This window comes from Nocardia vinacea (assembly GCF_035920345.1).
Classification (GTDB): Bacteria; Actinomycetota; Actinomycetes; order Mycobacteriales; family Mycobacteriaceae; genus Nocardia; species Nocardia vinacea_A.
Genome location: NZ_CP109149.1, coordinates 6,569,386 through 6,584,312 on the forward strand (window position 1 = coordinate 6,569,386; position 14,927 = coordinate 6,584,312).

Genomic DNA, 14,927 nt, shown 5'->3' on the forward strand with positions numbered 1-14,927 from the left:
CCGCTAGACCGGCGCGAGCCAGGTCCCCCACGGCGTATTTCGCAACACCGTATAGCCGATGAGCAGCGCGAAGAACACCCACATCGTGGTGCGGCCGATCCGAGGTAGTCGCATCCGCTCACCGCGCCAGGCACGGATCGACCAGTCACCGATCCACAGCACGAAAGCCAGCACCAGCGGCAGCACGAGCAGGTTGCTGTGTATCGCATCGAGAATTCGGCCGTCGGTCAGATTGTGCATGCCCCGCATGCCTCCGCAGCCGGGGCAGTAGAGCCCCGTCAGCGCGTAGACCGGGCAGATTCCATAGGAGCCTTCGCCGTGCGGATCCCGGAAATGCAACAGGACCGCGGCTCCGACCCCGACGCCCGCCGCCACCAACGGCCACCCCATAGCGCGCAGGCCGGTGCGCCTCGGCTGTTCCGCTACCGCTTCTCGGTGTGCGACCGGTAGCGCATGACTCATCTCCACAAGCACCAACGGTAGCCGCGGCCGCCCCGCACCCGCCACAGCTCGTGCCCGCTATTCGGGTTGGGCGAACCGCAACGTATTGCCGAACGGATCGGCCAATTCGAACCCCAGCCCGCCCGGTCCATCCTCCGGGCACCCAGGCTTCGCATACCGATAGTCCTTGCCCGCCAGCTCGGCATGCAGCGCCTTGATGTCGCCCACCGCGATCCACACCACCGACCCGGGAGTGCCGTCACCGTGGTGCTCACTCAAATGCACACTCGCCGACGACCGCGACACCTGCGCATACAACGGAAAGTTCGCACCGAACCGGTGTTCCCAGTCCACCTCCAACCGCACCCTTTATCGGGATCCGCCCCCAGAACCGGGCTGATCTCGAGAACGGGTGCGGGATTGTGCGGTGAGACAGGGAGATCGGGGCAACACAGGGTGGGCGGCGGGGGTAACGGTCGGCTCGGGCACGGGCGATATCCAGGAAGAAGAGCTCGTGCTCGATGTTTCTTCCGGTAGGACTATTTGGCCGACCTACTTTCGGGTATCCATCCGATAGAGCCAGGATTCCGCCACTGGTAGCGCTAGCAGTAGCAAGCACTCAGCTTGCACTGTACTGTGGCGGCAGACACAAAGGAGTGCTCGAATGCTGGTCAAGTCGATGAGGACGCTGGCGGAAGTGCGCGGAGACGAACCGTTGACCGCCGCCTACCGTGCTGGACTACGGTCGCGGACATACCGGACCGCGTCGCTCAACAAGCCCGCCGCCACACCCGAGATCATCCCGGTCACCACCGGGGACGGGGCCAAGCTCAGGGTCCATGCCTACGGTCCCGCCGATGGCGATGTCATCGTCTTGATCCACGGCTGGAGCTGCTGCATCGAGTACTGGAATCCGCAGATCAATGCCTTCGCCGACCGCTACCGTGTGCTCGCCTACGATCAGCGCGGACACGGCGAGAGCACCCTCGGCAGCACCGGCCCGGGCGCGGAGACACTGGCCGACGACCTCCAAGCGGTGCTCGAGGCCGCACTCCCGCTCGGCAAGCGCGCCGTCCTCGTCGGCCACAGCATGGGTGGAATCACCCTGCAGGCGTGGGCATCTCGCTATCCGGATCAGGTCACTCGGCGCGCCGCCGCGGTCGTCATGGCCAATACCGCGGCCAGCGATATCCGATACGAAACCGATCTGCTGCCGCTGTTCAACAAGCCGCTCATGGTGGCCAAGCGTCCGGTGACCATACTCGGCGCCAGCGTCCGCGTCCCGCTCGCCATCGCGGAAACCGCACTCGCCGCGCCGATTCCGCTGCCGGGCGGCTGGCCGGTCAGCGCGGTCTTCAAGGCCCGGGTGATGTCCAAGCCCGCCACCCGTGACGAGGTGGACTTCGCACTCGGCATCGTCCGCTCGTGTCGCCCGCTCACCCGCGGCCTGCACGCCGCCGCTCTCGCCGATCTGGACCTGGGTGATGCCGCGAAGCACCTGACGGTGCCGACCACGGTCATCGCGGGCGCCGAAGACCACCTGCTGCCCGAGCGCATGTCCCGCGCGATCGTCGAGGCCCTGTCAAAGGCGGGTCACCTCGCCGACTACCAGGTCTGGCCCACCGGCCACCTCGGCAATATCGAGGCCGCGGACCGCTTCAACACCCTGCTCGCGGACGTGGTCCAGCGCGCCGACCCACGCACGGTCGCCGCGGGCTGACCCGAACCTCTGCTGGGGCTGGTCAACGACGCCCGGCCCCAGCAGAAAATTCCTGGAATACCGCTCGTCACCGTTGTTATCGTGGACCGGTGATCACCATTCGACGGACATGGCGTCGGCTGCCTCATCAGCCCTGATCATCCATGTCCACGGGCTGTACGCAGCCCCGTGAATGTTCCTGCGCGGAACGAGGTTTCGTACGGTCCTCGATCGTCCAGGAGCCCCTCGTTGAATTCCTACGCCGCCACCCGCGACCGCAGTGACGCACTCGCCGCCGCCGTCGCCGCGCATCCGAGCCGGTACCGGGTCCTCACCGGCGAACGGCCGACCGGCCCACTGCATCTCGGCCACTACTTCGGGACGATCTCCGAACGAGTCCGGCTGCACAACCTCGGCGTCGATACCTTCGTCATCCTCGCCGACTACCAGGTCATCACCGACCGCGACGGCATCGGCCCCGTCCGTGACAACGTCTACAACGCCGTACTCGACTATCTCGCCGCAGGCATCGACCCGGACCGGGCGACGATCTTCACCCATTCAGCCGTTCCGGCGCTCAACCAGCTCATGCTGCCGTTCCTGAGCCTGGTCACCGAGGCCGAACTACACCGCAACCCGACGGTCAAGGCCGAACACGCCGCAGCCGGGCGCGCATTGAGCGGCCTAATGCTGACCTACCCGGTCCATCAGGCCGCGGACATCCTGTTCTGCAAGGGAAATCTGGTCCCGGTCGGGAAGGACAACCTGCCGCACATCGAATTGACCAGGGTGATCGCCCGCCGCTTCAACGAACGCTATGGCCACACTTTCCCGGAACCACGACCCTTGCTGACCGCAACCCCCGAAATTCCCGGCCTCGACGGCCGAAAGATGTCGAAAAGCTACGGCAATGCGATCGCCCTCTCGAGTACCGCCGACCAAACCGCCGCCCTCATCCGCCGCACCCGAACCGACGCCCACCGCACCATCACCTTCGACCCCGAACACCGCCCCGGCATCTCCGCCCTCTTGACCACCGCCGCCCTCTGCACCGGCATCGACGAGCAAACCCTCGCCACCGATATCGGCAGTGCCGGAGCCGGAGCCCTCAAAAAGTTCACCGCCGACGCGGTCAACGACTACTTCGCCGCCCACCGCCGACGACGCGCAGACCTCGCCCGCGACCCGGAATTCGTGTGCACGGTCCTCCGCGCCGGAAACGAAAGCGCCAACGAAATCGCGAACCGCACCCTCGACGAGGTGCGGGCCGCGATGGGAACTACGTACTGATCGGATGTTGTCGCAGGAAATAGCGGACCACCGCGTCGAACGCCTTCGGCGCTTCGAGGTTGCAGCAGTGGCCGACACCGGGAATCACGACCAACTGCGAGCCGGGGATATTCGCGTGCAATCCCTCGGCGATGCGCAGCGGCGCTCGCTCGTCGAGCTCGCCGTTGAGGATCAGCGTGGGGACGGCGATGGTGGGTAGCACGTTGCGCAGGTCGGCCTCCGCAAATGCCGAAAGTATCGCGATCATGCCGCTCGGTCGCGAATCGGACATGATCGCCAGCATCTCGTCGATCCACTCCCGGGGGATCGGCGTGGCGAAAAATGTCGGTAGGTAGGACTCGGCCCACTCGGCCGGTGGCCGCTGGGTCTCCTCCCGTATCCGCCGCACCCGCTCGTCCACCACATCCGCCGGCAGCGATCCCGCCCATCCGGCGTATGCGCCGACCAGGATCAACGAGCGCGGCACATCGGGGTGGCGGTGATACAACTCGATGGCCAGGCCGCCACCGAACGACAGCCCGAGCACATGTGGATGTTCGATACCGAGTCCCCGAATCAAACCCGCCAGGGTGTCGGCGTAGTAACCGAGACGCACACCTTCCGGCGGATCGTCGGACCTGCCGCACCCAGGTGCGTCCCAGGCAATGACCGTGTACTCATCGGCGAGCGACTCCAGCTGCAGCCGCCACGATCGGCTGTCCTCCCATCCGCCATGGAGCAGCACCAGCGGTGGACCGGCACCCACCATCCGGTAGGCGATCGACCACCCATCGACCTCGATCCGAGCTGAATCGTCCGCAACCTTCATCGGGATCAGCCCGGCTTGATATTGGCGTTGCGGTGGAAAACATTCTCGGGGTCGTACTCGGTCTTGATATCGGCCAGCTTCGCGTATTTGGCGGGTCCATAGGATGCGCGGACCCGGTCCTCGCCCGCCTCCGCCATGAAGTTGACGTACCCACCCTGGTTGGAGGCGAAGGGGCACAGCGCTTCCCAGGTCGAGCGCACCCACGCCCTGTCAACGGCCAATATCTCGGCGTCGGGGGCGGCGGCTTCTATATTGCATACGTAGTGTGCCGAGCGCGCGCCGCCGAATGCGGTGTCGTCCTCCCCGATAGCCGTGAAGGCGCCATCGAGTGTGAAGATCGGCATGAACGAGAGCGGCGATGTCTTCTTCCCGGCCTGCTCGGTCAGAATCGCGATCACGTCGTCGGAGAAATCGTCGAGATCGAGCGCCTTCTCATATCCGTGAATGCCCCACGGCGCCGCCACATCGAGCATCGACTGCAATCCGGTAAAGGGTATCGGGGCAATGAATTCGAAGAGCGGGGTGAGCGCATCACGGATCGGGGCCAGCATCTGGGCATGCTCCTCGGCGGTACCGTAACCGGCGACGATAAGGGCGTGGCCCGGAACGAAGTGGTACTGCTCCGGTACGAAAGGCTCCGGCGGCGCGGATAATGCGACGCAGACCAGTACTCCCGACCTGGGCGGCATCGTTGGGATGAACTCCCGAATCAGATGTAGCGCGGCATCGCCATCCGTCAGTGGCCAGAAGAAGATCCCGACGTGCACTTCGGGCCCGATCTGATGGGTGCGATATTCGAATTCGGTGACGATTCCGAAGTTTCCGCCACCACCACGCAACGCCCAGAACAGGTCCGGATGCTCGCTGTCGGACGCCCGCACGATCCGGCTATCGGCAAGGACGACCTGCGCCGAGACGAGATTGTCGATCGACAGTCCGGCTACGCGGGTCAGCCAACCCATGCCACCCCCCAGGGTGAGGCCACCCACGCCGGTATCGCTGATCACACCGCCGGGCACGGCCAGTCCGTACGCCTGGGTCGCGGCGTCCATATCCGCCATCGTCGCGCCGCCGCCGACCCGGGCTGTCCCGTCCGCCGGGTCCACGACCACGCGATTCATCACGCCGAGATTGATCATCAGGCCGCCGTCGCAGACCGCCGTGCCGCTATAAGCGTGGGCACCGCCGCGCACCGCTACCTCGAGGTCGTTTTCCCTGGCGAAAGCCAAGGCCGCGGCCACATCCTCGGCGGACAGGCACTGAGCGATCACCGCGGGCCGCCGATCGATGGCCCCGTTCCAGATGGAGCGGGCATGGTCATAACCCGCGTCGTCAGGAGCGAATACCGGCCCGCCGATAGCGGATCGCAATGCTCTGAAGTCGAAACTCATTGTTTGGGTCATGGCATTTCTCCAGCCACCGGGTCCCCGACCACTCGTGGAAGAGCGGGTCACGCTGTCCGCGTCGCCGACTCTTGCTGCGGCACCGACACGTAGGTGGTGCTATCCGAATGCCGCGCACACAACCAGCCATCCGGGTGATGTGGCGCGCTTGACATATTAACGCCGGTGCACCGCAGCCGTACCTGGTTTCGATCCGGTGCCGACCTACCGGCGACGTGTCGGTGCGGCACCGGCCGGAATCTTGGTGCTAAAAGCTTGGGTATGGACAGGGGTGTAATCGAAGGAGTACATAGATCGGTAGTCGGCATCGCGTTGGTGGGGATGCTCGTCGCGACGACGCTCGGTGCGCCGTCGGCGTTTGCCGAGGTCACCACATCCGCGCAGATTTCTACGGATACGGCGTCGGACGACGGCTCGCACATAACCGACGTCGAGTACATCGACGATCGATATATCCGACTTCAGGTCTATTCCGCGGCGATGGACGCTGAATTTCCGGTAGAGATCCAGCGGGCCGCGGATGGCTCGGTTCCTCGGCCGACGCTATATCTATTGAACGGTGCGGGCGGCGGTGAGGACGACGCATCATGGCAGGCACAGAGCGACGCGCGGCAGTTCATGTCGGATAAAAATGTCAACCTGGTCCAGCCGATCGGCGGTAGGTTCAGTTACTACACCGACTGGCTCGAGGACGATCCGGTACTGGGTCGCAATAAATGGAAGACCTACCTGACCGATGAATTGCCACCGCTGATCAATGCCGCCATCGGCACCGACGGAGTCAACGCGATCGCGGGAATTTCCGCTTCCACCGCCACGGTGTTGGCATTGCCCATTGCCAGACCCGACCTCTACCGGGCGGCTGCCGCATATAGCGGCTGCGCGCAGACAAGCGATCCGATCGGTTCCAGGTTCCTGAAGCTCGTGATCGCCTGGGGTGGCGGAAACGCCGATAACATGTGGGGACCGGTCGGCTCGCCGGAATGGATGGAAAACGATCCATACCTGCACGCCGATAAATTGCGCGGCATCGATCTCTATCTTTCGTCAGGCAATGGCCTGCCCGGAAAATATGACACGCTGGACGGGGCGCATGCCGAACCCGGACTAGACGGACTGACGAATCAAGTTCTACTCGGTGGCGCGATCGAGGCAGCAGCCAATTACTGCATGAAGAATCTGCAGGCGAAGCTGATATCGCTCGGCATTCCGGCGACGTACAACTTCGACGAGGGCACGCACTCGTGGGGTTATTGGGAAGATGAGTTGAAGCGGTCGTGGCCGATCCTTGCGCACGGACTCGGCTTGACATAGTGCAGCATTGCAACCGAACGCGGGGCGGAGCCCTTCGGCGTCCGGCCCGCGTTCGGTTGCAATGGCTAGAGGATAGAGAAAATTATACCGAGCAGTGCGCCAATAGCCGGTCCGAGAATGCTTCCAAGACCCAGCAGCACGAGTGTCCTCCTATTTTCGGCGGTGTGGCGATGGACCGGTGCGATCATCCCAAGCGGCGCATAGTCGACAGTTCAACGGTCTCGGCGTGTCGGCAAGTTGTCCGGCATAGGCATCGGGCGTTGACCGGCGCGGACACCGACACGCTATGGAACCAAATAGTCCGTTTTGTGACGCATGTGACATAGCGTCATCGAATACTTCGGCGCTTGGTCAGGAGGCGGCTCGATGAGGTCGGGTATTCGTACGCGACGGGCAGCGGTCGGCTGTGCTGCATTGGCAATGGCAGGTTCGATCGCGCATCCAGCGGCGGCCGTACCACAGCCCGATACCACCCCGCTGCCGCCCGGACTGATCGCGGCCGTCGCGAGTGACCTCGGAATGGATGCGCACGAATATCTCGTACGCACCGAAACCGCCCGGCGGCTGGCCGAATTCGCACAGCAGGCCCGCGCCGCATTCCCAGCCGTATTCGCCGGGATCCGGATGAACGACGACCGCCCGATCGTCTCCCTCGCCGAAGGTGAGCGCGCCGCGGACGCCAAATCCATCGCCGCAAAGGCCGGATTCAGCGTGGAAACCGTTGCCGACAGTGAGCGCACCCTCGATGCCCGCCGCGTCGCCTTCGAACGTTGGTTATCCGGTCAGCCGAGCACCGTCGTCGACTCGATTGTCGCCTACGGCATCGACGTGGTGACCAACAGTTTCGCCGTTCGCCTGGCGAACGACGTGCAGTTGCCGACCGATATCGGGCCGATCCAGTCGGTGACGGCCGTACTGCCGGAAGCCCGACCCGACGACTCCACCGTCGGCATCCAGGCGATCGCGGGAATCGAAGCCGAAGGCGACATCATCGGTGGCCAGCCGTTCGGCATCAAGGTCGACGGAAAAGCGCACCGGTGCTCGTTCGGCTTCAATGCCACCGACGCCGGCGGCAATACCGTGAATATCACCGCCGGGCACTGCGACCCGAACAACGTTGTCGAGCCATCCGCGAAAACCACTGAGCCCCAACGCGTCTACGAATTCAAAGATGGGCAGCTCGGCAAGGAGATCGGTGACTTCGCGGTCTCCCAGTTCGCACCCAAGGACTACGCGATCGTGCGGATCAACGAGACATTCGCGCCGCGCTTCCGGAACAACCTGGTGTCCACCCAGAAAATGGATTCACCGGCGCAGGCGCCCGACGTGAATGTGAACAGCAGCAATGCGAGACAGTCGCGAGCTGCCGGTTCGGATGTTCTGCGCATCGACGGAACCACCGAACCGGTGGTCGGAGCGGCCGTCTGCAAAACCGGCTTCACATCCGGATATTCGTGCGGGACAGTGCTGGCGGCCGGGCAAAAGGGCCTGTTACGCGGCCACGGCGACCAACCGATCGAGATCGAGAATATGTTCTATGCCGCCCTCTGCGGCCAGCGCGGCGACAGCGGCGGACCGATCTTCGCAGGCACCAAGGCACTCGGCCTCAGCAGCGCCATCGTCACGGCGAGCTCCCCCTTCGACCTCGGCTGCGGCCACGTCCCACTGCTGCTCGGCCAGCCGATCAGCAGTGTGCTGCAAGACAATCCGGGTTTGACCATTCGGACGAACTGATGCTCATGAAACCCATCGATATGGAAGGCAAATACATCTAAGGAGCGAATCGATGCTGCGCGTTGTCGCGGCCGCCATTGCGGTCAGTGCACTCATGGTTTGTGCCGGTCCAGCCGTTGCCGAGGGGTTGGGCGACAGCGTTGTCACGTTCGCCAATGCCCCGAACGACGACGCCGCAACGTCCGCTGACAGTCCGGCCGATAGTGGCCCCACATCTACTGACGGACTGAATGACAGCGCCACCAAGTCCGCCAATTCCCCCAACAGTGCCGCCGCGTCTACAGACAGCCTGGGCGAGAGCGTCAGCACTTCCGCCGAGAGGTTGGGCGACAGCCTCGCCCCGTCCGCCAACGACTTGGATGGCAGCCTTGCCACGCCGACAGACAGCCTGGGCGAGAGCGTCAACACGCCCGCCGATGCCCTGAGCAGCGGTGTCGCCACGTCTGCGGACGGTCTGGGCGAAAGAGTCAGCACTTCTGCCGACAGTCTGAACGACAGCGTCACCCCATCCGCCAACGGCCTGGACGACAGCCTCGCCGCCTACGCCGAAGACAGCGACAACAACACCGCTACGCCGGCCGACGAGACCGACGACGATATCGCCGTCACGCCCGCCGCCAGCCCGCCCGACAGTGGAACAACTCCTGCCGGACTCACGCTCTCACTGGTCCGCTTGGGCACCAGAGCCCTCGCCTTGACAGTGGTACCACTCCACCAGTTCCCAGCCTTCGACGCCGTCATCACCCACGAGAGCGGTTGGGACTTCTTCGCCATCAACCCGAAAAGCGGCGCGTACGGCCTCGGCCAAGCACTGCCCGCCGAAAAAATGCAAACCCACGGCGCCGACTGGCGCTTCAACCCACTGACCCAAATCCGCTGGACCTACGACTACATGAACGAGCGCTACGGCGGCCCCGACGGTGCTTGGGCATTCTGGCAGGTACACCACTGGTACTGACCGACATCAGCTCTTTGCCGGGGCGCGGTGCAGTTCCTTCCGGTCGTAGTAGCGAGTGACGCCGCCGCCCACGACCAGTCCGATGACCAACCCCAGCAGCGTCATCCAGATCGCGCGGCTCAGCCCGGCGGAGCCATCGGCGTTGAAATACAGGATCGCCCTGATGCCGAGGTAAACCTGGTGCATAGGTTCGAAATCGGCAAGCCAGGCAACGGATTTCGGGATTGCCTCGATCGGAATGGTGCCGCCGGAGGACGGCAGGCCGAGCACGATGAACAGGATGAGGTTGACCAGCAGACCGGCAGTGCCGAGCGCTGACACGATCGACAGCGCGGTGACGCCGACCGCGATGATCGCGAAGGTGCTGTAGAGGAACAGCAGCAGCGGCCGCTCGATCGGCATGCCCAGCCAATGCCCGACCGCCATGAATATCCCGGCCACAACCGGCGCGGTGCCGGTGATCACGCCCCACTTCAGCAGCAGCGTCCGCAGCCGGGAAATCGGCGTCGGCGGATAGTGCACGTACCAGGGACCGAATTCGGTCGGTGCGAAACCGAGCGACGAATCGACCATCCCGTTGATCACCATGGCGCCGGTGAATCCGGCCAGCAGCACCATCATCGTGTAAAAGAAGGCCGTCAGACCGCCGCCCGTACCCGACGGCAGGGGATGGAACGGGGTGATGACCACATCGATCGGCTGGGCCAGCATCAGCCGACTCAGGCCGGCCAGTTCCGGGGCTGATCCAGACGATTGCAGCTGGGTCTGCACGGTCTCGGTGAGCTGCTTGCCGACCGTCTGATTCGCTTGCGCGAGTGCGCTTCCGGCCACCGTCTGCACAACCTGCGATGAGAACGCCCCGGACCGCGGATTGGTGTACACCGTGATGATCGGCCGGCTGACATCGCCGGGCACCACGCTGGCGGTGGCGAAAATTCCGAGCCGCTTGGTGAAGTCGCTCGGAATGACGATCGCCCCGTACACATTGCCCGAGTTCAACTCTTGCTGCGCTTCGTTGATGCCGAGCACCCGCAGATCGATTTTGTCGCTCGGAATCTGCTGCACCAGCGCATCACTGATCTGCTTGCCGACATTGGTGGGCTTCCCGCCGATCAGATCCCCACTGTCCTGATCGACCAGCGCGATCGGAAAGCCGTGCAGATGCTTCGACGGATCGACCACATATGCGAGATACATCGTGGCCAGGAGGGCCATGAGCAGCGACACCACAACCGCAGGCGCCAGCCGGACACGCACGGGCGATCGACGAGGACTCGTCTGCTCGACCTCTTCCGGGTTCGTCATGACAGCACCGTAATTGCTGGATCGAGACGAATGGGGTGATTGCCGGACTGTGTCTCAGCGGGGGTCAAGCCACAATCTGGCGGTGGAACCGGCCCAGGTCGTCGATCGCGGCTCGAGCGTCGGAAAGGAAATCCGAGGCGACGTGGTGGACGTGCGGCGCGCGGTCCCAGACCTGCAGCTGTACCGGGACGTCCGCTTCGAGGCAGCGGCGGGCCAGCATTTCCGCGTCGGGCAGCAGGCATTCGGTGGAGCCGACCTGGATCAGGACCGGAGGTAGACCGGTGAAGTCGTGGTTGACCGGCGACCATGTCGGATCGAGTTCGCCATCGAGGGCGACGCCGCGCCGCGCGATCGTTTCCAGGATCCGAGTGGGTATATAGGAATCGAGGTACCGGTTGGGGTGGGCGTTTCGGGTCGTCGAATCGAAGTCGGCCCACGGTGCGATCGCGGAGATGCCGCCGGGCATCGGCAAGCCGCGTTCCCGGATTGCCAGCACCAGCCGGAAGGCGAGCCCGCCGCCTGCCGAGTCGCCGGAGACGATGATGCGCTCGGGTTGGAAGCCGTGCTCGAGCAGGTATTCATAGGACTCGACGGCGTCGTCGAGAGTCTCGGTGAAATGCGCACCGGGCAAGTGCCGGTAGTCGACATTGAATGCGGGCATCCGGCTGGCGCGTCCGATTTTGGCGACGAGGCGCCGATGGGTATTCAAGCCGCCGCTGATATACCCACCGCCGTGGAAGTACAGCAGCGCCGAATCTTGTCGCTGCCACGGGGCGGGCAGATCGTCGTTCCACAACCATTCGGCGCGGAAGTTGCCCAACTGAACGGTCCACCGTTTGGTGCCTTTGGGAGGCAAGAGTGCGGCAGCCGGTAGATCGATGAGTCGGCTGAGCCAGAGCGCATGCTCGAACCGGCTGTTGCCACCTAGCAGCGCCAGGGTTGCCAACCCGAACCCGACTGTGCCGCGCAGCAGCGGATGGGCGATTCGAGTTCCGATACTGGCCTGGTTGGCTGGTTCGACAATCGGTGACGATGCTTCGGGCCGCGCAACGGCCGTCAGGTCCATTGCCATTGGCTGCCCTTATTCCGACGTGGCGGAATAAGGGTGGTCCAGAAGTCGCGGCGCACCGCGTCCCACACCTTCGTCAGACCCGGATGGAGTTCTCGTGCTCGCGCGAGATCCGGATAAGCGGCGGGGCCGAACGAGAGCACCGGCGAAGCATCGGATGCGTCGTGCACGGCGACGATCGAGATCAGCTGATTCTGGATCAATCGCCACGTCACGCGCAGTCCGTCGAATTCGGTTCGACATACGTCATCCATCGTCGACCCCCGGTTGTCGTGGATGTAGCTCGCGCCTTTGTCGATCCTCATCGATCGGGCACGCTCGGTGAGATGTCAAGGTCGACCTCCTGCTCACAATTGATCGACCGAGCCTCACAGATCCGGCACGCACAGACATGGGTAGAAACACCCACTTCTCCACCCATATCCGCAGCTCGCGCATGTTCAGACCGCATTCGCACACACCGATGGGTAGCGCTCGGGGCACAAACCGCATCCCGCCCCCGGGCGATCAGGTAGCAATCGCTTCGGGAACGACCTTCGCAAACCGGGCCCTCACAGAGCCCCTGGCACGGTTAGATTAGGTCTCATGGGGCGAAGTAAGCCCACTCGTGTGGTCGGTAACCTGCCATTCGCGGTGACAAGTTTCGTCGGACGGCAACGGGAGATCCGCGAGGTCCGAGAGCTGCTCGCGACGGCTCGGTTGGTCACGCTCACCGGTGTGGGCGGTGTCGGAAAGACTCGGCTCGCCAGCGAGGTAGCGGCCGCTTCCGGCCGGTCGTTCCCGGACGGGGTGTGGCTGGTCGACCTGTCCGCCGTCGGCGATCCCGATCTGGTGGCGCAAACGGTGCTGACCAGCCTGGCGATTGTGGACGTATCGAACAGGACCATCGAGGAAAAGCTCGTCGAGCACCTGGCCGATCTGCAGGCGTTGATAGTGCTGGACAACTGCGAACACCTGGTCGACGCGTGCAGCGCGCTCTGCAATCTGCTGCTGCGATCCTGTGCCGGATTGCGGATTCTGACCACTAGTCGCGAGTTGCTCGGCGTCGGGGGCGAGCATGTGTACACGGTTCCGACGCTGTCGATGCCGAGCCCGTACGATCCGGTGACGCTCGGCGCGCTTGCCGCCTACGACGCGCCGACGATGCTGGTAGAGCGCGCTCGGGCAGTGCGCCCCGACCTGAGCCTGACCGAACGCGATGCGGATGTGCTGGTGCGGGTATGCGAGCGTCTGGACGGGATTCCGCTCGCCATCGAACTCGCCGCGTCACGGCTGCGGTCGCTGTCGCTGTCAGCGGTCCTGGAACGGCTCGAGGACCGGTTCATGCTGTTGGCTGGTTCCATCCGAGCAGCTGTGCCGCGGCAGCGAACGCTGCGAGCCCTGATCGACTGGAGCTATGAGCTGTGCCCGCCGACCGAACAGCTGCTGTGGGAGCGGCTGTCGGTGTTCGCCGGCGGATTCACCCTCACCGCTGCCGAGAGCGTGTGCGCTGGTCCCGACCTGCCGCGTGAACGCATTCTGGACCTGGTCGACCATCTGGTCGCGCAGTCGATTCTGGCGCCCGTACCGACCGACGGCCCGCCGCGGTATCGGATGCTGGAAACGATCCGTGAATACGGCTGGCAACGGCTGACCGAGCGCGACGAGACCGGCGCACTGTGCAAGCGGCATTGCGACCACTACCTCGCACTCGTCGAGCAGATCGCCGGAGCCTGGAACGGCCCGGGCCAAGCCGCCGGTCTGGCCGAGCTGCGTGCCGAACGCGACAATCTGCAAACCGCGCTGGACTGGGCGACGAGTACGCCGACTGCCTGCCACGAAGCGCTGGCACTTGTCACCGCCCTGCGCTATCACTGGACCGCCGACGGATTTCTCGGTGGGGGACGGCGGTGGATTGATAAGGCACTGCGCGTCACGGACGACACCTGTCCGGGTCGGATCTCTGCGCTGTGGGTCGCGGGGTGGGTACGATTTCTACAGGGCGATTTCGAGGCGGCCAACCAGGCACTCGACGAATGCACGGCGGGCGCGGCGGCAGTGGGTGACCGCCACGCACTGGCCTGGGTGAGCTGCCTGCGCGGCACAGCGGAATTGTTCCGCGGACATCTCGCACCGGCCATCGCCGCCTTCGAGCAGACCCTCGATGACTACGCCGACGATGACGAAGCGGTCCGTATGACCCTGTTCCAGCTCGCCAGTGCCCAAGCGCACGCCGGTGACCGCAGCGCGGGCGCGACGGCCCGTCAGGGCATCGAGCTGTCCGACCAGCGGGGCGAGCGGTATACCAAATCGCTTGCACTCTGGGCCCTCGGCTACCACCAGTACGTCTGTGGTGAATACGACAGCGCGACCGAATCGGCGCGCGCCGCACTCGAGATCCAGCGCGAATTCAATGACCATGTGGGCGCGCCGCTGATCATGGAGGTGCTGGCCTGGATCGCCGCCGCCCGCGGCGAATACCGGCATGCGGCGCGACTGATGGGTGCGATCGAATCGGTGTGGCGGCGGATCGGCGGATCGCTCGCGGCGTTCGGACCGCACTTTGGTGCACAGCACTCGGCCTGCGAGCGCACCCTCGCCCAATCGCTGCGGCCGACGGACCAGCGCGCGGAAAGAGCGCGCGGTGCGGCGCTGGACCTCGCGCAGGCGATCAACTACGCACTCGACCCGAGCCAGACCGTCCAGGAGCCGGACGAGCAGGAGGACACCATGCTCACCGCCCGCGAGCGGCAGGTGGCCGAGCTCGTCACGCAGGGTCTGAGCAACCGGCAGATCGCCGAACGGCTGGTGCTGTCAACGCGCACCGTCGACCGGCACCTGGAAAACATCCTCTGCAAACTCGGCTACTCGTCTCGGGCACAGATAGCCGCTTGGACCGCGCGCACGCACCGCCTGCACTAGCCCCT

Annotated in this window: 13 protein-coding genes; 6 read left to right on the forward strand and 7 right to left on the reverse strand. The window is 64.6% G+C overall.

The window, feature by feature from the left end; translation table 11 throughout:
* Positions 1-3 precede the first annotated feature (3 nt).
* On the reverse strand, positions 4-462 hold the full coding sequence (locus OIE68_RS30015; RefSeq protein ID WP_327101855.1) for a DUF2752 domain-containing protein: 459 nt from the start codon (positions 460-462) through the stop codon (positions 4-6).
* A gap of 57 nt (positions 463-519) precedes the next feature.
* The gene (locus OIE68_RS30020) at positions 520-795 is read right to left on the reverse strand and encodes a glyoxalase superfamily protein (RefSeq protein ID WP_327094390.1); all 276 of its coding nucleotides are present in this window, start codon (positions 793-795) and stop codon (positions 520-522) included.
* A 310-nt stretch (positions 796-1,105) separates the two neighbouring features.
* Between OIE68_RS30020 and OIE68_RS30025 the strand changes: the two genes are divergently transcribed.
* Complete coding sequence (locus OIE68_RS30025) at positions 1,106-2,161, forward strand: alpha/beta fold hydrolase (protein ID WP_327094391.1); 1,056 nt, start codon at positions 1,106-1,108, stop codon at positions 2,159-2,161.
* Positions 2,162-2,389: 228 nt separating this feature from the next.
* Positions 2,390-3,430, forward strand: coding sequence for a tryptophan--tRNA ligase (gene trpS / locus OIE68_RS30030; protein WP_327094392.1), 1,041 nt, complete (start codon positions 2,390-2,392; stop codon positions 3,428-3,430).
* Here trpS and OIE68_RS30035 read toward each other — a convergent pair.
* A complete protein-coding gene (locus OIE68_RS30035) occupies positions 3,420-4,238 on the reverse strand; it encodes an alpha/beta hydrolase (RefSeq protein WP_327094393.1) in 819 nt (272 codons plus the stop codon). The genes trpS and OIE68_RS30035 overlap by 11 nt on opposite strands.
* Before the next feature lie 5 nt (positions 4,239-4,243).
* Positions 4,244-5,641 carry an FAD-binding oxidoreductase gene (locus OIE68_RS30040; protein WP_327094394.1) on the reverse strand — a complete coding sequence of 466 codons (1,398 nt, stop codon included), beginning with the start codon at positions 5,639-5,641 and terminating at the stop codon, positions 4,244-4,246.
* Positions 5,642-5,962: 321 nt separating this feature from the next.
* Here OIE68_RS30040 and OIE68_RS30045 point away from each other — a divergent pair, with 321 nt between their 5' ends.
* From OIE68_RS30045 to OIE68_RS30055, 3 genes are all read left to right on the forward strand, one after another.
* Entirely contained in the window at positions 5,963-6,955 is a 993-nt protein-coding gene (locus tag OIE68_RS30045; RefSeq protein ID WP_327101856.1) for an alpha/beta hydrolase family protein, read from the forward strand.
* 420 nt (positions 6,956-7,375) lie between these two features.
* Positions 7,376-8,689, forward strand: coding sequence for a S1 family peptidase (locus OIE68_RS30050; protein ID WP_327094395.1), 1,314 nt, complete (start codon positions 7,376-7,378; stop codon positions 8,687-8,689).
* A 52-nt stretch (positions 8,690-8,741) separates the two neighbouring features.
* Positions 8,742-9,647, forward strand: coding sequence for a transglycosylase SLT domain-containing protein (locus tag OIE68_RS30055; protein WP_327094396.1), 906 nt, complete (start codon positions 8,742-8,744; stop codon positions 9,645-9,647).
* A gap of 6 nt (positions 9,648-9,653) precedes the next feature.
* Here OIE68_RS30055 and OIE68_RS30060 read toward each other — a convergent pair whose 3' ends face one another.
* The 3 genes from OIE68_RS30060 to OIE68_RS30070 all read right to left on the reverse strand — a co-directional run bounded on the left by OIE68_RS30060 (position 9,654) and on the right by OIE68_RS30070 (position 12,326).
* Positions 9,654-10,952: a YhgE/Pip domain-containing protein gene (locus OIE68_RS30060; protein WP_327094397.1), complete on the reverse strand. Its 1,299-nt coding sequence runs from the start codon at positions 10,950-10,952 to the stop codon at positions 9,654-9,656.
* Positions 10,953-11,016: 64 nt separating this feature from the next.
* Positions 11,017-12,024 carry an alpha/beta hydrolase gene (locus OIE68_RS30065; protein ID WP_327094398.1) on the reverse strand — a complete coding sequence of 336 codons (1,008 nt, stop codon included), beginning with the start codon at positions 12,022-12,024 and terminating at the stop codon, positions 11,017-11,019.
* Positions 12,009-12,326 (reverse strand): hypothetical protein, encoded by a 318-nt coding sequence (locus OIE68_RS30070; protein ID WP_327094399.1) that lies wholly within the window; start codon positions 12,324-12,326, stop codon positions 12,009-12,011. The genes OIE68_RS30065 and OIE68_RS30070 overlap by 16 nt, the downstream gene beginning before the upstream one ends.
* A gap of 280 nt (positions 12,327-12,606) precedes the next feature.
* Between OIE68_RS30070 and OIE68_RS30075 the strand changes: the two genes are divergently transcribed.
* Positions 12,607-14,922, forward strand: a complete 2,316-nt coding sequence (locus OIE68_RS30075) for an ATP-binding protein (RefSeq protein WP_327094400.1) — start codon at positions 12,607-12,609, stop codon at positions 14,920-14,922.
* Positions 14,923-14,927: the final 5 nt, after the last annotated feature.